The sequence below is a fragment of the Klebsiella sp. ME-303 genome (assembly GCF_007910085.1).
Classification (GTDB): domain Bacteria; phylum Pseudomonadota; class Gammaproteobacteria; order Enterobacterales; family Enterobacteriaceae; genus Klebsiella; species Klebsiella michiganensis.
The window spans coordinates 1-21,469 of record NZ_VOJB01000043.1 but is presented as its reverse complement, the minus strand read 5'-3'; the positions used below and the strand labels follow the sequence as shown (position 1 = coordinate 21,469).

At 56.4% G+C, this 21,469-nt stretch carries 20 protein-coding genes and 1 pseudogene; 11 read left to right on the top strand and 10 right to left on the bottom strand.

Annotated elements, in window-relative coordinates; genetic code table 11:
* The first annotated feature begins 65 nt into the window (after positions 1-65).
* Together FQK12_RS01120 and mdtM are read left to right on the top strand one after the other, a co-directional pair.
* A complete protein-coding gene (locus tag FQK12_RS01120) occupies positions 66-1,355 on the top strand; it encodes a DUF445 domain-containing protein (protein ID WP_014227777.1) in 1,290 nt (429 codons plus the stop codon).
* Between the two features lie 163 nt (positions 1,356-1,518).
* On the top strand, positions 1,519-2,760 hold the full coding sequence (gene mdtM / locus FQK12_RS01115; RefSeq protein ID WP_032719294.1) for a multidrug efflux MFS transporter MdtM: 1,242 nt from the start codon (positions 1,519-1,521) through the stop codon (positions 2,758-2,760).
* A 9-nt stretch (positions 2,761-2,769) separates the two neighbouring features.
* On the opposite strand, the gene FQK12_RS01110 is transcribed toward mdtM, so the two are convergent.
* On the bottom strand, positions 2,770-3,396 hold the full coding sequence (locus FQK12_RS01110; protein ID WP_014227775.1) for an IbrB-like domain-containing protein: 627 nt from the start codon (positions 3,394-3,396) through the stop codon (positions 2,770-2,772).
* Positions 3,396-4,607 (bottom strand): phosphoadenosine phosphosulfate reductase, encoded by a 1,212-nt coding sequence (locus tag FQK12_RS01105; protein WP_032693014.1) that lies wholly within the window; start codon positions 4,605-4,607, stop codon positions 3,396-3,398. Before FQK12_RS01105 ends, FQK12_RS01110 begins: the two co-directional genes overlap by 1 nt.
* 374 nt (positions 4,608-4,981) lie before the next feature.
* Here FQK12_RS01105 and FQK12_RS01100 point away from each other — a divergent pair, with 374 nt between their 5' ends.
* The 4 genes from FQK12_RS01100 to FQK12_RS01085 all read left to right on the top strand — a co-directional run bounded on the left by FQK12_RS01100 (position 4,982) and on the right by FQK12_RS01085 (position 7,482).
* Positions 4,982-5,221 carry a DUF2164 domain-containing protein gene (locus FQK12_RS01100; protein ID WP_009652824.1) on the top strand — a complete coding sequence of 80 codons (240 nt, stop codon included), beginning with the start codon at positions 4,982-4,984 and terminating at the stop codon, positions 5,219-5,221.
* Positions 5,222-5,303: 82 nt separating this feature from the next.
* The gene (locus FQK12_RS01095; RefSeq protein WP_014227772.1) at positions 5,304-6,455 is read left to right on the top strand and encodes a double-cubane-cluster-containing anaerobic reductase; all 1,152 of its coding nucleotides are present in this window, start codon (positions 5,304-5,306) and stop codon (positions 6,453-6,455) included.
* An 8-nt stretch (positions 6,456-6,463) separates the two neighbouring features.
* Positions 6,464-7,231: a putative 2-hydroxyacyl-CoA dehydratase activator YjiL gene (gene yjiL / locus FQK12_RS01090; RefSeq protein WP_014227771.1), complete on the top strand. Its 768-nt coding sequence runs from the start codon at positions 6,464-6,466 to the stop codon at positions 7,229-7,231.
* Entirely contained in the window at positions 7,228-7,482 is a 255-nt protein-coding gene (locus FQK12_RS01085; protein WP_014227770.1) for a DUF3343 domain-containing protein, read from the top strand. Before yjiL ends, FQK12_RS01085 begins: the two co-directional genes overlap by 4 nt.
* 59 nt (positions 7,483-7,541) lie before the next feature.
* On the opposite strand, the gene FQK12_RS01080 is transcribed toward FQK12_RS01085, so the two are convergent.
* From FQK12_RS01080 to FQK12_RS01070, 3 genes are read right to left on the bottom strand one after another with little or no spacing between them, the layout of a single operon-like run.
* Positions 7,542-8,645, bottom strand: coding sequence for a M20 peptidase aminoacylase family protein (locus tag FQK12_RS01080; protein ID WP_014227769.1), 1,104 nt, complete (start codon positions 8,643-8,645; stop codon positions 7,542-7,544).
* A gap of 20 nt (positions 8,646-8,665) precedes the next feature.
* Complete coding sequence (locus tag FQK12_RS01075; RefSeq protein WP_004128539.1) at positions 8,666-9,133, bottom strand: YjiG family protein; 468 nt, start codon at positions 9,131-9,133, stop codon at positions 8,666-8,668.
* Entirely contained in the window at positions 9,126-9,809 is a 684-nt protein-coding gene (locus FQK12_RS01070; RefSeq protein ID WP_014227768.1) for a nucleoside recognition domain-containing protein, read from the bottom strand. The genes FQK12_RS01075 and FQK12_RS01070 overlap by 8 nt, the downstream gene beginning before the upstream one ends.
* A 312-nt stretch (positions 9,810-10,121) precedes the next feature.
* Here FQK12_RS01070 and FQK12_RS01065 point away from each other — a divergent pair, with 312 nt between their 5' ends.
* Positions 10,122-11,036, top strand: a complete 915-nt coding sequence (locus tag FQK12_RS01065; protein WP_038423369.1) for a LysR substrate-binding domain-containing protein — start codon at positions 10,122-10,124, stop codon at positions 11,034-11,036.
* A gap of 2 nt (positions 11,037-11,038) precedes the next feature.
* On the opposite strand, the gene FQK12_RS01060 is transcribed toward FQK12_RS01065, so the two are convergent.
* The 4 genes from FQK12_RS01060 to FQK12_RS01040 form a co-directional block, all read right to left on the bottom strand.
* A complete protein-coding gene (locus FQK12_RS01060) occupies positions 11,039-12,103 on the bottom strand; it encodes a DUF2955 domain-containing protein (RefSeq protein WP_004098265.1) in 1,065 nt (354 codons plus the stop codon).
* Complete coding sequence (locus FQK12_RS01055) at positions 12,093-13,160, bottom strand: HlyD family secretion protein (RefSeq protein ID WP_004098264.1); 1,068 nt, start codon at positions 13,158-13,160, stop codon at positions 12,093-12,095. Before FQK12_RS01055 ends, FQK12_RS01060 begins: the two co-directional genes overlap by 11 nt.
* Positions 13,161-13,166: 6 nt before the next feature.
* Positions 13,167-13,631, bottom strand: coding sequence for a MarR family winged helix-turn-helix transcriptional regulator (locus FQK12_RS01050; RefSeq protein WP_014227766.1), 465 nt, complete (start codon positions 13,629-13,631; stop codon positions 13,167-13,169).
* A 479-nt stretch (positions 13,632-14,110) separates the two neighbouring features.
* On the bottom strand, positions 14,111-14,275 hold the full coding sequence (locus tag FQK12_RS01040; protein WP_004098259.1) for a DUF1127 domain-containing protein: 165 nt from the start codon (positions 14,273-14,275) through the stop codon (positions 14,111-14,113).
* Positions 14,276-14,452: 177 nt separating this feature from the next.
* Between FQK12_RS01040 and FQK12_RS01035 the strand changes: the two genes are divergently transcribed.
* Positions 14,453-15,877 (top strand): PLP-dependent aminotransferase family protein, encoded by a 1,425-nt coding sequence (locus tag FQK12_RS01035; RefSeq protein ID WP_014227765.1) that lies wholly within the window; start codon positions 14,453-14,455, stop codon positions 15,875-15,877.
* A gap of 95 nt (positions 15,878-15,972) precedes the next feature.
* Here the strand turns inward: FQK12_RS01035 and FQK12_RS01030 are convergent, their stop codons facing one another.
* Positions 15,973-16,941, bottom strand: a complete 969-nt coding sequence (locus FQK12_RS01030; RefSeq protein ID WP_014227764.1) for a hypothetical protein — start codon at positions 16,939-16,941, stop codon at positions 15,973-15,975.
* A gap of 141 nt (positions 16,942-17,082) precedes the next feature.
* Here FQK12_RS01030 and hsdR point away from each other — a divergent pair, with 141 nt between their 5' ends.
* The 3 genes and pseudogenes from hsdR to FQK12_RS01015 all read left to right on the top strand — a co-directional run.
* Complete coding sequence (gene hsdR / locus FQK12_RS01025; protein WP_014227763.1) at positions 17,083-19,512, top strand: EcoAI/FtnUII family type I restriction enzme subunit R; 2,430 nt, start codon at positions 17,083-17,085, stop codon at positions 19,510-19,512.
* Between the two features lie 74 nt (positions 19,513-19,586).
* On the top strand, positions 19,587-21,056 hold the full coding sequence (locus FQK12_RS01020; protein WP_014227762.1) for an N-6 DNA methylase: 1,470 nt from the start codon (positions 19,587-19,589) through the stop codon (positions 21,054-21,056).
* Positions 21,056-21,469 (top strand): annotated as a pseudogene (locus tag FQK12_RS01015) (restriction endonuclease subunit S); the annotation flags it as partial. The gene FQK12_RS01020 and the pseudogene FQK12_RS01015, both read left to right, overlap by 1 nt.

Below are 21,469 nucleotides of genomic sequence, written 5' to 3'. Positions count from 1 at the left end.
CGTATTGATGGCTTTTGGTTGTTGGATTGTGTGGCAGTTTTTGCACGAGTTCGCCGTCAGGCTATATGCTTAAGCTTATGGAAAAACTCGCTGAACTGAAACGCGCCAAGCTGCTGGCGCTCTCGCTGCTGCTGATTGCAGCCGCCATTTTTATCACTACCCTCGTGCTGCCGCCAACGCCATGGGTCGGTGCGCTAAAGGCTATTTCCGAAGCGGCAATGGTCGGCGCGCTGGCGGACTGGTTTGCGGTCGTGGCGCTGTTTCGCCGTATTCCGCTGCCGTTCGTTGCGCGGCATACGGCGATTATTCCGCGTAATAAGGACCGGATTGCCGATAATCTCGGCTATTTCGTGCAGGAAAAATTTCTCGATACGCCCTCTCTGGTCGCGCTGATCCGGCGCTATGAACCGGCGCTGATGCTTGGTAACTGGTTCAGCCAGCCGGAAAACGCGCGTCGGGTCGGCCAGCATCTGCTGCAGGTGATGAGCGGCTTTCTGGAGCTAACCGACGACGCGCGCATTCAGCGCCTGCTGCGTCGGGCAGTACATAAAGCGATTGATAAGGTCGATCTAACCCAAACCAGCGCTATGATGCTGGAAGGGTTAACGCGCGATAACCGCCACCAGAAGCTGCTCGATTCGCTGATTAGCCAGCTGATCGCTCTGCTCCAGCGCGACAGCTCGCGGGCGTTTATTGCCCGCGGTATCGTGCACTGGCTGGAGACCGAGCATCCGCTTAAAGCCAGGCTGCTGCCTACCGAATGGCTCGGTGAGCACAGCGCTGAAATGGTTACCGATGCGGTTAACACGCTGCTCGACGAAGTGAGTCAGGATCGCGCCCATCAGATCCGCCAGGCCTTCGATCGCGCGGCGCTGAAGCTGATCGACAACCTGAAGTCCGATCCGCTGATGGCGGAAAAAGCGGACAATATCAAAGCGTATCTGAAAAACGATGAGACTTTTAACCGCTATCTGGGTGAAGTATGGGCCGATCTGCGCGGCTGGGTTAAAAACGATGTTAATAGCGACGATTCACGCATTAAGCAGCGCATTGCCGAAGCCGGTCAATGGTTTGGCGAAACGCTGCTCCACGATGAGGCGCTGCGCGAATCCCTGAACGAACATCTTGAGCAGGCGGCGCACCGGGTAGCCCCGGAGTTTGCCGCCTTCCTGACGCGCCATATCAGCGATACGGTCAAAAGCTGGGACTCCCGCGATATGTCGCGACAAATCGAGCTAAATATTGGTAAGGACCTGCAGTTTATCCGCATCAACGGCACGCTGGTTGGCGGCACTATCGGTCTGCTGCTGTGGCTGTTTTCACAGATTCCGTCGCTGTTGCATTTACATATTTAATTCAACTTTTTGTTTTTAATGTATTTCTTACATGAATACATATTAACCGTTAAAAACACATGGATATTTAGGTTGACCCTAAATTTATTGCAGTGTGAAGTGCTGAAATAGTGCGCGCATAAACGGCTATTTATGGCGTAGAGACTCAACAAGGAGCCCACCGATGTTGCAATGGATGACCCGTTTTTTCGCCCGCCATTCCGCCACGCTGTTCTTCCCGGCGGCGCTGATCCTGTATGACTTTGCCGCCTATCTGACCACCGATCTTATCCAGCCGGGGATTATTCACGTGGTGCGCGACTTTGACGCCGACGTGGCGCTGGCTCCCGCCTCGGTCAGCCTGTATATGGCCGGCGGCATGGCGCTACAGTGGCTGCTCGGGCCGCTCTCCGATCGTATCGGCCGCCGTCCGGTGCTGCTCACCGGCGCGCTGATCTTTACCCTGGCCTGCTTCGCGACCCTGTTCACCACCTCAATGGAGCAGTTCCTCGCCGCGCGCTTTGTTCAGGGCACCAGCATCTGTTTTATCGCCACGGTCGGCTACGTCACCGTGCAGGAGGCATTCGGCCAGACAAAAGCCATTAAGCTGATGGCGATTATTACCTCGATCGTGCTGATCGCGCCAATAATTGGCCCGCTCTCCGGCGCGGCGCTGATGCACTTCGTGCACTGGAAAGTGCTGTTCGGGATTATTGCCGTCATGGGGTTTATCGCCTGGCTGGGGCTGCTGCTGAATATGCCGGAGACCGTCCGGCGCGGCGACGTCCCCTTCAGCGCCAGCGGCGTGCTGCGCGATTTCCGCGATGTTTTCCGCAACCGCGTTTTTCTGTTCGGCGCCGCCACGCTCTCGCTCAGCTATATTCCACTGATGAGCTGGGTTGCGGTCTCGCCGGTTATCCTGATTGACGACGGCGGGCTGACCACCGCCGAGTTCGCCTGGACCCAGGTGCCGGTCTTCAGCGCGGTGATTATTGCCAACCTGTCGGTGGCGCGCTGGGTAAAAGACCCGACGCGTCCGCGCTTTATCTGGCGCGCGGTGCCCATCCAGATGACCGGGCTGGCGATCCTGATCCTCGGCAACCTGCTGTGGCCGCACGTCTGGCTGTGGTCGGTGCTCGGCACCTGCTTCTACGCCTTCGGCATCGGGCTGATCTTCCCGACGCTGTTCCGCTTTACCCTTTTTTCAAACGATCTGCCAAAGGGCACCGTTTCCGCTTCGCTGAATATCGTGATCCTCAGCGTCAGCGCGCTCTCTATCGAAGCGGCGCGCTGGCTGTGGTTTAACGGCGGCAGGCTGCCTTTTCATCTGCTGGGGGTGGCGGCGGGGATCGCGGCCGCGTGCTGTCTGGCGGGTTTATTAAGCCGGATACGCCAGCAGCCGGAAGCCGCGCTGGCGCAGGAGTAGCGAAAGGCGCTACTCCACGGTCCAGGCTTCACTAAAGCTCTCGTCGGCGAACAGCTCCGTCAGGCCGCTGATCTGTTTCAGGCGCAGCACCTCGTCTGCATCCATACCGAGCTCTTCGCCGATGCGCCGATCGTCCCAGCCCTGGCGATGTAAATCGCGGACGATATCGGACATCGCCGCGATCTGATGTTTGCCCCTGGCGCGATTATGGCGAATGGTGGCGGCGATGCGCTCTTTCTGCCCTTCGCGTTCGGCATTGATGAGCGTCACCGGAAGATAACCATGCAGGCGCCGGTTCAGCTCCGGGCGACTCTTACCAATCAGATGGCGATGAAAACCGTCCACGACCAGGTGCCGTCGCTGCTGGCGAGCCACCACTACCGGTTGGGTAAAACCATCCAGTTCGATAGAGCGTTCCAGCAGCTTTTTTTCCACCGTCGCCATCACGTTGGGGTTGTAGTCATTCGCCTCAACCGTTTTGGCCTCGACCCACAGCACGCAGTCCACCGGCTCGCGGCAGAAGGGACTGTGCTGGTGGATCAGGCTCTTCAGTTCGTTAATTGCTTTGATTTTCAGGTCAACATCGTCAAACGACTCGAGATATTCAATCACTGTCTTAGCCACATCCGGCGACATCAAAGCGTCCTCCACTCTTTACGTTTGTTACTCACCAGCCGACAGTAGCGCTCATAGTGCTTTGGCTGCGTCGGGCTGAACGACAGCATCCGGCACCAGAAATCGTTTTTCAGCAGCGTCTTGCAGATGCGGCGCCATGAGGGAACATCGCGATAGCCGAGATCTTTTTCCTGCTCGTCGGGAATATCGACAGGGAAACCGCGGGTCTGGTACCAGTGCAGATAAATAGCGATTTTATTACGGTAATGCTCGGCGGTTTTTGCCGGCATGCTGTCGAGCAGAAAGAGCGCATACTCGCGCCAGCTAAAATGCGCCGGTTTGCGGATTTTGGTCTTCAGCGCAAAGTAGTCGCCGCTGGCGTTGGCGTAAATCGCGCCGCTGTGCGCGCCGCATACCCGACGGCACATCCGCTCCCAGGTCTCCGGCTCAAGAATGTGATAGAGCCACAGCCCGCGCCGCTGCTCGGGGCCGAAGGGCTCGCAGACGCGCATATTTTTCAGCGGTACGCCGGCGCGGTGCATCAGGTCATAGAGCGGGTTGTAGGGGAGGCGCGACTTATGATTAAAGATCCAGATATCGCGGGTCCGCCAGTCATAGAGGGGATAGCAGGTATAGCTGAACCCTTCCGGCGAGGCGGTGGTCCAGGGTTTATCTTCCTCAAAGCGCAGTTTGGTCGGCGAGGTGAGCGCCATATAGCGATGCAGCGACTCGTCGGTGCGGATGCCGATCAGCGAAGCGAGGCTGCGCCCCGCAGCCAGCCAGTGGGAAAAGGCCGGTATAAACGCTTCAAAGGTCATTTCCGGCTGATAAAAAGGGAAAAAACCGGCATCGGTGATGGCGTCATCCGGCGGTTGCCTCACCCATTCTTCCCCGGCCCGCCAGGCGACCCATTCCGGCTCATGCTGCGATACGCCGCTCACCGTGGTCATCGGCAGCGCCACCCAGTAAAAGCGGCTTACCACATCCTGATAGCGCTCTTTCATATTTTGTACGTGCTGGATGGTTAATAAATACTGCGCTTCCCAGTCCACGAACAATACCGCAAACTTTTTCCCTTTTTTACGCGCAACGGCTGCCGCCAGATGAAATAATACCGTCGAGTCTTTACCACCCGAAAAAGATAAACAGACCTGCTCGAAAGTATCAAATACCCAATCCAGGCGCATCAGAGCAGCGTCAAAAACATTCATATTCAGTTTTACGCGTTTCATCCTTCACCCCTGATAAATGAATCGCCGTCAGAATGTACTTATAGGAAAATTCCGTAAGCCAGATAACCTGAAATCAGGTTCATAGATTATTCATCCAGATACCGAACATGCTGAAAAAAGGCGAGCGCAACTAAATGTTATTCACACCATAAAAATCATATTATCTCATTTAAATTCATAAAGTTACGAGAATAACTCCTATTATCTTCGTTTTCTCGGGAGTACTGTGATCTCAGTCACAATTCTCCGCCGAGCGAGGTCATCAATACCCTTTATTACGGCCAAAAACATCACGCCATATCGCAACTGACTCTCCGCGATCGGATATAATCAGCAGCCCCGATCCACCGTAACAATATTGATTAAGGAACGCCATGAGCGATATCGATCTCAGCCCGCCGCAACGCGACCTGCTGCGCGAGAAGCTGTCTAAATACTGCGAAGAGAATTTTGAGCTGGAACTGGAGCAATTTGACGCGGAATTCTTTGTCGACTTTATTGCGAAAGAGCTGGGTCCAATGTTTTATAACGCCGGGATTGATGCGGCCATCGCCACCCACCTTGCGTGGGGCGATCGGATTCAGGAAGAGATGGATCTGAAAAAAGTCTACTAGCGGAAGATCAATAAACACACACAGTAAACAGGGTTATAATGCGACCTCTTTCATCATCTCCCGTGTACGGGGAAGGAAAACCATGTCGCTTATCACCGATCTACCCGCCATTTTTGACCACTTCTCCGCAGCCCGCCAGCAGGGTTTCCTCACGGTCATGGAGCTTAAAGAGCAAAACATACCGCTGGTTGGCACCTACTGCACCTTTATGCCGCAGGAAATTCCGCTTGCCGCCGGCGCGGTGGTGGTGTCGCTGTGCTCCACCTCCGACGAGACGATTGAAGAGGCGGAAAAGGATCTGCCGCGCAACCTCTGTCCGCTGATAAAAAGCAGCTACGGTTTTGGCAAGACCGACAAATGCCCCTACTTCTACTTTTCCGACCTCGTGGTGGGCGAAACCACCTGCGACGGCAAAAAGAAAATGTACGAATACATGGCCGAATTCAAAGCCGTGCACGTGATGCAGCTGCCGAACAGCGCCAGCGATGATGCCTCGCGAGCGCTGTGGAAAGCGGAAATTTTGCGCCTGCAGAAGGTGGTGGAAGATCGCTTTGGTACGCCGATTACCGAAGCCGCCCTGCGCGAGGCGATTATCCTCAAGAACCGCGAACGGCGGGCGCTGGCGAACTTTTATCGCGTCGGGCAGCTCAACCCGCCCGCGCTCAGCGGCAGCGATATTTTAAAAGTGGTCTACGGCGCGACCTTCCGCTTCGATAAAGCGGCGCTGATCGATGAGCTCAACGACATGGCCGATCGGGTACGCCAGCAGTGGCAAGAGGGCAAACGGCTGGAGGCGCGGCCGCGTATTCTGATCACCGGCTGCCCGATCGGCGGCGCGGCGGAAAAAGTGGTGAAGGCCATTGAGGACAACGGCGGCTGGGTGGTCGGTTTTGAAAACTGCACCGGCGCGAAAGCCACCGAGCGCTGCGTGGAGGAGACGGGTGACGTTTACGACGCCCTGACCGATAAATATCTCGCCATCGGCTGCTCCTGTATTTCGCCGAACGACCAGCGCCTGTCCCTGCTCAGCCAGATGGTGGATGAATATCAGGCGGACGGCGTGGTGGATGTCATTTTGCAGGCCTGCCACACCTACGCGGTGGAATCGCTGGCGATAAAACGCCACGTGCGCCAGCAGCACAACATCCCCTATATCGCCATTGAGACCGACTATTCGACGGCGGATATCGGCCAGCTCAGCACCCGCGTGGCGGCCTTTATCGAGATGCTTTAGGAGCGCGCGTGACCATTACCGTAGGGATTGATTCCGGATCGACCGCCACCAAAGGCATCCTGCTTGAAGACGGCGTGATTCAGCGCCGCTTTCTCTGCCCGACGCCGTTTCGCCCCGCCGACGCCATCGTTGAAGCGTGGGAAACGCTCCGCGCAGGCCTGAGCGAGCGCCCCTTTTTAACCTTAACCGGCTACGGTCGCCAGCTGGTGGATTTCGCCGATAAGCAGGTCACCGAGATCTCGTGCCACGGGCTCGGCGCGCGCCTGCTGGCCCCGCAGACCCGCACGGTCATCGATATCGGCGGCCAGGACAGCAAGGTTATCCAGCTGGACGAGGCGGGTAATCTCACCGATTTTCTGATGAATGATAAATGCGCGGCGGGCACCGGGCGCTTTCTGGAGGTGATCTCGCGTACGCTGGGGGCCAGCGTCGAGCAGCTCGACAGCATCACCGACGGTATTGAACCCCATGCGATTACCAGCATGTGCACGGTATTCGCCGAATCCGAGGTCATCAGCCTGCGTTCGGCCGGGGTGACGCCGGAGGCGATCCTCGCCGGGGTGATCAACGCCATGGCCCGACGCAGCGCCAATTTTATCGGCCGTCTGTCGGCGCAGGGGCCGCTGCTGTTTACCGGCGGCGTCAGCCACTGCGCGACCTTCGCGCGGAGGCTGGAGGGGCACGTGGGTATGGCGGTACAAACGCATCCCGACGCGCAGTTTGCCGGGGCGATCGGCGCGGCGCTGATCGGCTTACGTCACAGGAGCCGCCGGTGACGGAATATCTGTTTTTATTTCACTCAACGGTGGGGGTAGTGCGGATGCGCAAAGCCCTGCAGGCGGCGGGAGCGTCCTTCCGGGTGAAGGACATTCCGCGCCAGCTGCGCGGCGGCTGCGGGCTTTGCATTTATCTGAGCTGTGAGCCGGGCGAAGAACAGAAGTGGATTCTCCCCGGCCAAACGGAAGCCCTGTTTCGCGTCGCCGGGGATGATTATCAGCTGCTGGCTCAGTTTCCGCCGCAGGCGTAACCAGGGCGCGAATCATCGCCCGGCGGCGTACAGCGAGCACAATATCCGGGTTTGTTCCCTCAGCCCAGCAGTTGGCGAATGCAGGATTTAAACACCCGCACGCCATCCGCCAGCGCGGCGCGGTCGAAGCGCATCTCCGGATGATGCAGCCCCGGCAGCAGGTCGCAGCCCAGCCCCCAGAACCCGCCCTTCACCTGTGGACGCAGGCGCAGATAGTGGAAAAAGTCCTCGCTGCCCGGCGTACTCTTCGCCGCCGTTAAGCCGGCTTCGCCAAACGTTTCCCGGATCGCCTGGCTGACGATAGCCGTAGCCTGTTCGTCGATAATCGCGGCGGGCATCTCCTTGACGATCTGGATATCGACGGTGGCGCCGTAAGCCGCCGCGCTGCTCTCTATCGCCCGCACCACCCGCTCTTTCAGCGTCGCCATGCCGTCATTTTCCGCACTGCGCAGATCCCAGCACACGTGCGCTTTCGCCGGCACCGAGTTGGTTACCCCCGCATCGCACAGAAAGCGCGTCGCTTTAGCGCTCCAGGTCAGCGAAGGCGCCAGATGAATCCCGTTTACCGCCTGCACCGCGTGCGACGCGGCATCCAGCGCGTTAACGCCCAGGTGAGGCCGGGCGGCATGCGCGGCTTTGCCGTGGAAATCGACCATCACCGTCGCCGAGGCGGAGTAGTACATCGCCGACACCGCCTTGCCCTTCGGACACTCCTCCAGCGGCCTGAGGTGGAAGCCGAACAGCATCTCCACGTCGTCCAGCGCGCCCGCGTCCGTCAGCGCGATCGCCCCGGTGCCCAGCTCTTCGGCGGGCTGAAAGAGTATTTTCAGCTTCCCGCGCTTCACCAGCCCTTCGGCGAGGATCTCTTCCGCGGCGGTCAACACCACCGAAGAGTGACCGTCATGACCACAGGTATGGCGAGCCTCTAAGCGGCCATCGATGATATGGCCCAGCGCATCCATATCCGCCCGCAGCGCCACGACCGGCCCCGGCTTACCGCTATCCAGCAGCGCAACAATGCCGGTGGTGCCGCCGACGTTGCGCTGAACCTGAAACCCCGCGGCTTCTAATGCATCGCCGATGTATGCCGACGTTTTGTGCTCCTCAAAGCCCAGTTCAGGGATTTGATGCAGATAGTTGAAATGCTCTAAAGTTCGCGACACGTCTTACTCCTTGCCTTCTATTATGCAATCACGCGCATGACCAGCATGGCGATAACGGCATTGATAATGCTCACCGCCATCAGCAGCGGCCAATATTTTTTCGGGACATCCGCCACGCCGAGCAGGCGCCCCATGTACTGAAGCTGCGAACCCATGAGGAAAATCGCCGGGATGAGAATCGTGATATCCGCCACGTTGAGGGTGCCTTTGCTCAACAGGCTCACCGCCACGCCGGTTCCCGCAGAGGCGGAAAGCCAGGAGGTCAGCAATACGGTAATGGCTTCACCCGGCAGGCCAAACAGGCCCATCAGCGGCGCGCAGACGTGGCCGATGATCTGCATCACGCCGAGCAAATTCAGCATTTCAGCGATCACGTAGGCCATTAATACATTCGGCATCAGATTGTTGATGGCGATATTAAATCCTTTGCGCGCGCCGATAACGAAAATATCGAACGGGTTACTGCCGACTTTTGCCGAATTATTCATTTTCAAAATCCCTTTTATAAGCGGTATTCAGAACCAGACGCGTGATTGCCGCGCCGACAAATTTCAGCACAAACATTAAAAGCAGCGGAATAATGATAGGAATGGTTAACGAAGCGAAAAGCGCTGAGCCAATCGAGAAGTAGTTATTAATCAGACCGGCGCCGGAATATTGCCAGGCGCCCATAATAACCAGATCCTTACGATTTATTTTGTCGCTGTCATACAGCTCTTTGGTCAGCGCCGCGCCGGCATCGGTACTCTGTAAATCGGTAATCAGCGCCAGGCCGGTATAACCCGGGATCCCGAGCAGCGGGCGAAGCAGCGGGGTCAGCAGCTTATGCGCCGCGCGGATCGCGCCGTAGTGGGTAAATATCTCCAGCAGCCCCAGCGCCAGCATCACCGTCGGCACCAGCGACAGGGCAAACAGGAAGCCGGCCTTGGCGCTGATGCCGCCGCTGCCGATAAAGGTGTTGGTTTCCGGCGTTTTCATGGTGCCGAACGCGCCGCCGAGGGTGGTAAAGTCAAACGCCCCCAGCCAGGCCATGCCCTCAACCTTAAACAGCAACCCGGAGAAAACTAACAATACGACGATCAGTGAAATCCAGGCTCCGGGCCCGACTTTCCACTCATTTGTCGTTTCGTCGGAGGAACATTCCAACGTTTTATTTTCACTCATACCCTGTCCTCTCACATAATGAAATGTTAGTGCGATTGTTTGCAATTTGAAATTATGTCAATTTATTGTTATTCGAATTTATTATTTTCACTGATAAGCTTTTCCATATTCCCTTAATCAGCATCATCACTATTTCTTATTCTTCAACTCCCCGAGCCTTGCCGCCTTAATAGCACGCCGGGAATAAGCGATGAGAATTTTCCTCCCTGTCAGTTTTTGTCCGAATTACGATTATCTATAACTTGCCGGGATGATAAATACCTGTGAAAGGGTGTTATTGTTGACCACAGGTCAACAAAGGAGCGAGAAACGATGTTGCATGAGAGGCCGATGAGCTATCTGTATGAAGTCGGGATTCAGGGAGGCATTCGCCGGGCCGCCGATATGCTGGGCATCAACCCGTCAGTCATCAGCCGCCAGATAGCGCAGCTGGAACGGGCGCTGGAGCTGCCGCTGCTGGAACGCCAGGGACGAAACGTGGTGCTGACCGAAGCCGGACGTCTGCTGGCGGAGGACTACTACGAAAGCCGTCAGCGCCGGGAAAAGCTGGAAAGCCACCTGAAGGATTTACGCCATATGCGCGGCGGGACTATCTCGGTGAGGATTGGCGGCGGGCTGGTCACCACCTTTATTGAATCGGTGATGAGCACCTTTGCGCAGTCCTGGCCTAACGTGTTCGTGGATATTATTGTCGGCAGCATGCAGGAGATGCTCAACGATATCGCCAGCGGCGAAGCGGATATGGCGGTCGCCTTCGGCCCTATCGGCAACCCGGAGCTTAAACGCCACAGCTTTCAGTGGGGCCCTATCTGCGCCGTGGTCTCGCCACAGCATCCCATCGCTGCCCTGCCCGCCGTCACTATCGATGAGCTCACGCAATATCGCCTGATCGCGCTCACCGACAGCTTTGGCCTGCAGCGCCATATGAACGCCATGTTTAAAACCGCCGGACGGCAGTTTCACCCGGCCTATCGCTGCAACCTCTTTTCCACCGCCATGAGCCTGAGCCAGGCGGGATTGGGGATCTCTTTTATGACCGCATACGCCGCCCGGGAAGCAATAGCCCACGGTATTCTGACCGCGGTCCCCATCGATCATCCCATCGCCAGCAGCGCCCAGTGCCACCTGCTACGCAACTCCGACCGCCGCTTTTCCCCGGCGGCGCATCATATGTGGCGGCTGCTGCACAACGCTTTTCGCGACGCGCAGCGGGCGCTGGCGGCCTGAGCTTATTCGGTCACTACGAATCGGGTTGGCGCAAAGCAGTTCAGCAGCCGATGCATAAGGAAGACCATGGTCAGCGTGACGATCAGCGCCACGGTGACGGAAGTGATACGGTACAGATCGCTGAACACCAGGTCCTGGTCCGGATGCAGGTTCTGGCCGAACATGATGCCGATGGTGGTAATGCTGGCGAAGCCCACGCCGGCCCCCACCTTCTCCATCACGTGCAGGCGGGCGCTAAACGCCAGGCCGAGACCAATCAGCGGCATCATCAGCACCATATGATTGCTGAAGTCGTAGATAATCAGCTGCACCACCAGGATATAAAGGCAGGCCAGCACCACCCCCACCACGCGCCAGATCGAGCTAATCACCGCGCCGCGATAGTGCATCGGGAACAGAATTAAAATTCCCGCCATCAGCGCCGACAGCGAGTCGCTCAGGTCGCAGACCTGAAAGATCACAAAGATCATTGTCGCCACGCTGCCGGAGAGCAGCGATTCGTGGCGAATACGGGCAGCATCTTTTTCAATGCGCGGCGGCGGCTTGCGCGGTTCAACGTCCGGGATGAAGTAATTAAGCAATGCGCTAAGCGCCACCGCCATCACGCAGGCCTCCATATTGGAGAACATCAGGGTGTGCCAGTTACTGGTGGGATAGCTCATAAAGTTGAGCATCGTGCTTTGACACACCACGCCCATCGACCCCAGCAGAAACAGCGGCCCCTGGCTCATAAAGCGAAAGCGCATCACGTACAGGCCAAACACCACCAGCGTCATAATCACCGGCCACTGCGACAGATAGCCGACGATTAACACCATTTCGACGCAGTTCACCGCTGCGCTGAACACAAACTGCCGCGCCACGTGACGGTTAAATACCGGCACCAGCGACAGCAGCATCAGCGGATAAACCACGAAAAAGACGCCGTACTGTACGTCGTAGAAGGTCGAAATGCTCAGTGCGATAGTGCCGGCCACGGCGATGCGCAGCGTCTGGCGAAAATCGTTCGCCGTGTAGACGATGTTGCCGTGCGGGGTGAAGACCCGCGCCAGGGTATTAATAGACATAGTGCAGGAAGCTCACCAGATGGATCTGCGCGCCGGCGAAGGTGCGGGCGAACGGGCCATCGCTGTTATAAAGCTGTACCGTCGCGCGGGCGCCGGTGGGCAGCGGCTTATCCAGCGGCTCGTCCAGGGCGACGTGAATGCGCATGCGCTGCGCGTCGCGCACCCAGCGGGTGGACTGCTCCGGCTGCGATAGCTGGCCATTGACCTCTTCCTGCCCGGCCAGAATACCGGCATCGCTGCTGGTGACGTGCGCCGGGAAGACTTTCCCCGGCAGCGCATCAAACACCACCGCGGCATCGGTGTTGACGCCGGTGTGGCGCAGGCTCTTCTCGCGGAAATCGGCGACGATATCGGTCTGGTTGCTCACCAGCGCCAGCAGCGGCGTGGCGGCGGTGGCGTACAGACCGGGGTTAAGCTGCAGGTTGCTCACCATCCCGTCAGTCTCCGCGCGGACCTTCGTCCAGCCGAGGTTAAGCTGCGCCTCTTCCAGCGCGTTGCGGTACTTCTGCAGCGTGACATTGCGCCCATCGTCGCGCTCGCCGCGCTGAATCAGCAGATTCTGGATACTGGCGTTGAGCGCGCTGACCGACTGCTCGCTGGTCTGCCAGGTGGTGCGCACTTTATCCAGATCCGACTGAGAGACGTTCTGCATGGTGCTCAGGCGCTGGTAGCGATCGAAGGTCACCTTATCGTTGCGCGCGGTGTACTGGGCGGTGCGCAGGTTGGCGCGGGCAGAGGCGATCTGCGCGTCCAGCTGCTGGTTGCTCAGCTTCGCCTGTTCAAGAGCGATCTGCGCCGCTTCCACTTTATTGATAAACGGCGTCGGATCCAGTTCATAGAGCAGGTCGCCCTTCTTCACCTGGCTGTTGTTGTGCACATAGACATGGGAGACATAGCCGGAGACGCGCGACGAGACCGGCGTGACCACGCGCATCACGGTGGAGTCCGGCGTGAGCGGGATCCAGATATCGGCGACGATAAACCAGGCGAATATGGCCAGGAAGGCGGCAATACTCACCCTTACCCAGCGGGCAAATTTCTGTTCAGGGGTCATCATAGTGTTTTAGATCTTGTTATCTTCTTCGCGGATAGTCCGCAGATTGCAGGCGATTTGATTTAACGTAGCGCTAAAGGCGGCGAGCTGCGCTTCAGGGATAGTTTCGGTGACGCGCTGTTGATAGGTCTCAATCACGCGGTTCAGCTTCTCCAGAATAGCGCGGCCTTCCGCCGTCAGCGTCAGCAGGCGTATGCGTTTGTCATAAGGCGATGTAGAACGCAGCAGATAGCCCTGCTTTTCCAGCTGCGTGAGGGTGCGCATCAGCGGCGGCAGTTCAATGCCCTGCACCTCCGCCAGCTCGCTGACCGAGACGTTATCCCCCAGCTGGTGCAGCTGCATCAGCACCGTCCAGCTTGACTGGGTCAGGCCGGTGTCGGTGATGGCAGAATCAATAATCGCGCGCCACTGGCGCACCACCATCGCCATGCGCATCCCCATCGGGCGGCGGGCAAACAGGTCGTCTTCGGTCATCTTTTTTTCCTCACTTAACGGTGAGGAAAATAATACTTATCATGGTAAGTATCAAGAAACGAAGAGTGGATAAGCATGAATTGATAAATTCTGTGAATGTATCATCCCCGGTCGCGCTAGCGCTTACCGGGGCTACAGCTCTGCGCGGTCTGGTCGCCCGGACAGGCGCGTCAAGCGCCGCCTCCGGGAAAATCCCCGGTCGCGCTTGCGCTTACCGGGGCTACAGCTCTGCACGGTCTGGTCGCCCGGACAGGCGCGTCAAGCGCAGCCTCCGGGAAAATCCCCGGTCGCGCTCACGCTTACCGGGGCTACAGCTCTGCGCGGTATGGTAGCCCGGACAGGCGCGTCAAGCGCCGCCTCCGGGAAAATCCCCGGTCGCGCTCACGCTTACCGGGGCTACAGTTCTGCGCGGTCTGGTAGCCCGGACAGGCGCGTCAAGCGCCGCCTCCGGGAAAATGCCGGGTAAAAAATCGCACTTTTTAATTGATCTGATCCCGACGCAGCCCGACATCTTTTAGCTGTTCGTCGCTCATACGCTGCAATGTTCTGCGCGTTTGTTCACGAAGCCACCATTTTTTGATTATCCGCGCCAGAAACACGAAGCCGATAAACGGCTGTCTTGCCCGATTCTCGTGAAATTCCATCCTCTACCTCCTCACCTTGCCAGAGGCTTTATCTTCACGGATCCGCGGGCAAACAATACAGATTCACAAAATACTTTTCTTTAACATACAGATTCGCTAAAACGTACAGCAGACCTCATTTTTACCGCCAATCTGTACTGGTTTATTGATCTGTATGGCGACGATCAAGGATACAGCATGACCCGCTATCAACATCTGGCCAGCCTGCTGGCAGAACGCATCGAACAGGGGCTGTATCGCCCCGGCGAAAAGCTGCCGTCGGTACGCAGCCTGAGCCAGGAACACGGCGTCAGCATCAGCACCGTTCAGCAGGCCTACCAGACGCTGGAACAGCAGCAGCTGATCGTACCGCAGCCGCGATCCGGCTATTTTGTGGCCCCGCGTAAAGCCCAGCCGCCGGTACCGCCGATGTCGCGTCCGGTCCAGCGTCCCGTCGAGATCACCCAGTGGGATCAGGTGCTGACCATGCTCGACGCCCGCCACGATAAATCGATTATCCCCTTCGGCGGCGGCTCGCCGGACGTCACTCAGCCGAGCCTGAAGCCTATCTGGCGCGAGCTGAGCCGGGCAATCCAGCACAACCTGAGCGAAGTGCTGAACTACGACGAGCTGGCCGGGCGTCGCGAGCTGCGCGAACAGATCGCCCGCCTGATGCTCGACGGCGGATCGGTGGTCACCGCCAACGATCTGGTGCTCACCAGCGGCTGCCACAGCGCGCTGTCGCTGGCGCTGCTGTCGGTGTGCCAGCCCGGCGATATCGTCGCCGTCGAATCCCCTTGCTACTACGGCACCATGCAGATGCTGCGCGGATTAGGGCTAAAAACCATCGAGATCCCCACCGATCCGGAAACCGGGATCAGCATCGAGGCGTTAGAGCTGGCGCTCGATCAATGGCCGATCAAAGGGGTGATCCTGGTCCCCAACTGCAATAATCCGCTGGGATTTATCATGCCGGATGCCCGCAAGCGGGCGGCGCTATGCCTCGCCCAGCGCCACGATATCGTTATTTTTGAGGATGATATCTACGGCGAACTGGCGACCGAATACCCGCGCCCGCGCACCATCCATTCCTGGGATATCGACGGCCGGGTGATGCTCTGCAGTTCGTTTACCAAAACCATCGCTCCCGGCCTGCGCATCGGCTGGATTGCCCCCGGCCGTTATTACGATCGTCTGCTGCAGATGAAATATGCCGCCAGCGGTACCAACGTCCCCTCCACCCAACTGGCGGCCTGTAACTTTATTCGCGAAGGCCACTATCACCGCCACGTGCGACGGATGCGGCAGATCTATCAGCGTAATATGGAGATTTACACCTGCTGGCTGCGGGAGTTTTTCCCCTGCGGGATCTGCGTTACCCGCCCGAAAGGCGGCTTTATGCTGTGGGTCGAGCTGCCGGAGCAGGTGGATATGGTCTGCGTCGCGAAACAGCTGTGCCGGCTGAAAATCCAGGTCGCGCCGGGATCGCTGTTTTCAGCATCCGGGAAATACCGCAACTGCTTAAGGATCAACTGCGCCCTGCCGCCGACAGATAAACATAAAGAGGTGATGGTGCAGCTGGGAATGGCGTTGAAGGTGGCGATGGAGTGGGAGGCGGAGTGAGGTTGCGCTGGCCGGTGCTACCGGTTCCCCGCCGTCTGCGGGCCGGTAGCCCGGACAAGGCGCGTCAAGCGCCGCCTCCGGGGAAAACGTTTCTATTATTTTAACCACGCGGGAATATTATATTCAGGTAAATACCCGACTGCATAAAAATCTTTCCTGTTACTGCCTTTTTGGCAAGTAAGCTCATAGAAACCCCATTTATCATTTTTATCTGAATAAAAAACGGTATATTTATCAGTATTAAAGCCAAAGTATTTTTCATTTTTATTCTTCACTTTTAGATCGCCGCATTTTGCTTCATCACGCCATTCAAAATTGATGGTTCTGTTTAACACATAATAAGCAGCATCACCAAACAGTTTAGGAACAAGCAGAAACAGAAAAACTGACATAATAAAGGCGCCGGTTAATGTAAATATTCGATACCCTTTCGCTTTATCACCGTAAGTGATAAACAATCCATAACAAATTGGCTGTGATAACCACAAGAAGAACATAAGAAATGCTGTGGCTTTCCAGCAATATTCTAACCATGGAGAGGACGATAGCTCCAGATTACTAATTTGCCAGAAAATACTGGCTGAATAGCTACTGGTAAATGTAAACACACCTGAAAAGACGGTAACCGCCAGACCGATTATTTTAAGAGTTTTTGCTGTATTATTTCTGGCAATATCTAAAACCGTCAAAATACTGCTAATGAGGATGAGGAGCGAAAAGAAAATCGCTAACCAATACGTTATAGTATTTACAAACACATTAGCAGACAACAATAAAAGCAAAAAAATTGACCATGCAGTTAGCGATAGAATACCAGCAAATCGAGTCAGTAAATGGTCGTTGCATGTACGTACAAAGAAGTTAATATATTCTCTAAGCCGAAATTCTTGAGTGCATGCGAAGATTAAAATAGATATAAAAAGAAACGCAACAAGGTAATTTTTCAACGGAAATTTATAGGGAATTAAATAGATGGCGATCGCTCCGTAGATAACCACCGCAGAGTCTAATTTTTTCTGTTTGAAATGTTTAAGAAAGGATTTCCAAATCTTAATAATTTCCATATTAAAACCTTATATGTTGAGTACAGGATTCACGAATTCATCTAAAACAGAGACTTAAGACAAATAATGCACATAGAGTGTAATGATTTCATCTGATTTTGTGTGTAGAATTTGCGCATCGCTATTTGATGAGAATCCCCAATGGCTGACCTGAACCTGAGTACCCTGACGGAAGCAGACATCATCACCAAACGCGTTATGCCCGCCATCCTCGATGCTGGCTGGAACGACACAACGCAAATCCGACAGGAGGTCAAACTCCGGGATGGTAAGGTCATCGTGCGCGGCAAAGTCGCGGCACGGAGAACGGTGAAATCCGCCGATATCGTGCTGTATTACAAGCCGGGCATTCCGCTGGCGGTCATTGAAGCCAAAGCCAACAAACACGAAATCGGCAAGGGGATGCAGCAGGGCATTGAGTACGCACGCCTGCTGGACGTTCCTTTCGTCTTCGCCACCAACGGCGATGGTTTTATCTTCCGCGATGCCACGGTTGCTGACGGCGAACTAATGGAAAAACCGATTACCCTCGGCGAATTCCCTTCTCCTTCGGAACTGTGGCAAAAATTGTGCTTATCAAAAGGTTACACCGAAGCCCAGCTCCCGGTGATTACTCAGGACTACTACGACGACGGCAGCGGCAAAGCGCCGCGCTACTACCAGCTACAGGCCATCAATAAAACGATTGAAGCCGTTTCCGCCGGGCAGAACCGCGTTCTGCTGGTGATGGCAACCGGCACCGGCAAAACCTATACCGCCTTCCAGATCATCTGGCGCTTATGGAAAGCGAAAAGTAAGAAGCGGATCCTGTTCCTCGCCGATCGCAACATTCTGGTCGATCAGACCAAAAATAACGACTTCCTGCCGTTTGGCACGGCGATGACCAAGGTCACCGGGCGCACCATCGACCCGGCCTTTGAAATCCACCTCGCGCTGTACCAGGCCATCACCGGCCCGGAAGAAGAACAAAAAGCCTTTAAACAGGTAGCGCCGGATTTCTTTGACCTGATTGTGATCGACGAATGCCATCGCGGCAGCGCCTCGGAAGACAGCGCGTGGCGCGAAATCCTCGACTATTTCAGCGCCGCCACGCAGATTGGCTTAACCGCCACGCCGAAAGAGACTCATGAAGTCTCCAGCACCGATTACTTCGGCGACCCGGTGTATATCTACTCGCTGAAAGAAGGTATCGAAGACGGCTTCCTTGCTCCCTATAAAGTGGTGCGCGTCGACATCGACGTCGATCTCCAGGGCTGGCGCCCGACCAAAGGTCAGACGGATAAAAACGGTGAGCTGATCGATGACCGTATCTACAACCAGAAAGATTTTGACCGCACGATGGTGATCGATGAGCGCACCGAACTGGTAGCGAAAACCATTACCGATTACCTCAAACGCACCAACCCGATGGATAAAACCATCATCTTCTGTAACGACATCGATCACGCGGAGCGGATGCGCCGTGCGCTGGTCAATCTCAACCCGGAACAGGTCAAAAAGAACGACAAGTACGTGATGAAAATCACCGGCGATGACGACATTGGCAAAGCCCAGCTGGATAACTTTATTAACCCCAAAAAAGAGTATCCGGTTATCGCCACCACCTCCGAGCTGATGACCACCGGCGTGGATGCCAAAACCTGCAAACTGGTGGTACTGGACCAAAACATTCAGTCGATGACCAAATTCAAGCAGATCATCGGCCGCGGCACCCGCATCGATGAACGCTACGGCAAGCTATGGTTCACCATCCTCGACTTCAAAAAGGCCACCGAACTGTTCGCCGACGAACGCTTCGACGGCATCCCGGAAAAGGTGATGGACACCACGCCGCAAGATATCGCCGACCCGGAGTCTGATTTTGAAGAGCAGTTTGACGAACACGAAGAAGAGACCGAAGACGACATCACCGGTGTCGATGAAGATCCCGCCCCGTATACCGTCACCGATTCCGGCGATGTCGGCCCGCTGCCGGAAGAGGACGAGAACAAAGTGCGCAAGTTTCACGTCAACGGCGTGGCCGTCGGCGTAATCGCCCAGCGCGTGCAGTATTACGACGCCGACGGCAAGCTGGTCACCGAATCCTTCAAAGATTACACCCGCAAAACGCTGCTCAAAGAGTACGCCTCGCTGGATGATTTCACCCGCAAATGGCAGGGCGCCGAGCGCAAACAGGCCATCATCAAGGAGCTGGAACAGCAGGGGATTATCTGGGAAGTGCTGGCGGAAGAGGTCGGTAAAGAGCTCGACCCGTTCGACATGCTGTGCCACGTGGTGTATGGTCAGCCGCCTTTAACCCGCAAAGAGCGGGCGGAGAACGTGCGCAAGCGCAACTACTTCACCAAATACTCCGACGCCGCGCAGGCGGTGCTGAATACGTTGCTGGATAAATACGCCGACGCGGGCGTGCAGGAAATAGAGAGTATTCAGGTGCTGAAGCTCAAGCCGTTCGACAGCATGGGTACGCTGCCGGAGATCATTAAAAGCGGATTCGGCGACCGCAATGGGTATAATCAGGCCATCAGCGAGCTGGAGAGCGAAATCTACCACTTACCGCCCCGCTCCGCGTAACCACTCCCCTTTTGCGCCTTCTGCTGCCACCGCGTAGCAGAAGGCCTTATTGTTAATGAAACATGGAACACATCATGTCAATCAGCTCGGTTATCAAATCATTACAGGACATTATGCGCAAAGACGCCGGCGTGGACGGCGATGCGCAGCGCCTCGGCCAGCTCTCCTGGCTGCTGTTTTTGAAAATCTTTGACGCCCAGGAAGAGGCGCTGGAACTGGAGCAGGATAACTACCAATACCCTATTCCGCAGCGCTACCTGTGGCGCACCTGGGCGGCGAACGCCGAGGGCATTACCGGTGATTCCCTGCTGGAGTTCGTCAACGATGACCTGTTCCCAACGCTGAAAAACCTCACCGCCCCCATCGATAAAAACCCGCGCGGCTTTGTGGTCAGACAGGCGTTCAGCGATGCCTATAACTACATGAAAAACGGCACCCTGCTGCGTCAGGTGATCAACAAGCTGAACGAAATCGACTTCACCAGCGCCAGCGAGCGCCACCTGTTCGGCGACATTTACGAACAGATCCTCAAAGATCTGCAATCGGCGGGCAATGCCGGTGAGTTTTATACCCCGCGCGCCGTCACCCGCTTTATGGTCGATCGCGTTGATCCGAAGCTCGGCGAGTCAATTATGGATCCGGCCTGCGGCACCGGCGGCTTCCTCGCCTGCGCATTCGATCACGTAAAAAACAACTACGTGCAGAGCGTGGCCGATCACCAGACGCTGCAACAGCAGATCCACGGCGTGGAGAAAAAACAGCTCCCGCACCTGCTGGCGACCACCAATATGCTGCTGCACGGTATCGAAGTTCCGGTGCAAATTCGTCACGACAACACCCTCAACAAGCCGCTGTCGTCGTGGGATGAACAGCTGGACGTGATTGTCACCAACCCACCGTTCGGCGGCACCGAAGAAGACGGCATCGAGAAGAACTTCCCGGCAGAGATGCAGACACGCGAAACGGCGGATCTGTTCCTGCAACTGATTATTGAAGTGCTGGCGAAAAACGGCCGCGCGGCGGTGGTGCTGCCGGACGGCACGCTGTTTGGCGAAGGCGTGAAAACCAAGATTAAAAAGCTGCTCACTGAGGAGTGCAACCTGCACACCATCGTGCGTCTGCCGAACGGCGTGTTTAACCCGTATACCGGGATCAAAACCAACCTGCTGTTCTTTACCAAAGGCCAGCCGACCAAAGAGATCTGGTTCTACGAGCACCCGTACCCGGCGGGCGTGAAGAACTACAGCAAAACCAAGCCGATGAAGTTTGAAGAATTTCAGGCCGAGATCGACTGGTGGGGCAACGAGGCCGACGGCTTCGCCAGCCGCGTCGAGAACGAACAGGCGTGGAAGGTCAGCATCGACGAGGTGATTGTCCGCAGCTTTAACCTCGATATCAAAAACCCGCACCAGGCGGAAACCGTCAGCCACGATCCGGATGAACTGCTGGCACAGTATGCGAAGCAGCAGCAGGAGATCCAGACCCTGCGCCACCAGCTGCGCGATATCCTCGGCGCGGCGCTCTCCGGTAAGGAGGCCAACTGATGGCGGTGGAAAAACTGATTGTCGACCATATCGACACCTGGACCACGGCGCTGCAAACCCGCTCCACGGCAGGGCGCGGCAGCTCGGGTAAGATTGACCTGTACGGGATTAAAAAGCTGCGCGAGCTGATTCTGGAGCTGGCGGTGCGCGGCAAGCTGGTGCCGCAGGATCCGAACGATGAACCGGCGTCTGAATTGCTGAAACGCATTGCGGCGGAAAAGGCCGAGCTGGTGAAGCAGGGGAAGATTAAAAAGCCCAAGCCGCTGCCGGAGATTAGCGAGGAGGAGAAACCGTTTGAGCTGCCGATGGGGTGGGAGTGGGTAACACTGGCGACCGTAGGTGAAATAGTCGGTGGAGGTACGCCAAAGTCAGATAATCCACAATACTGGGCCAAAAATGGTATTAAGTGGCTT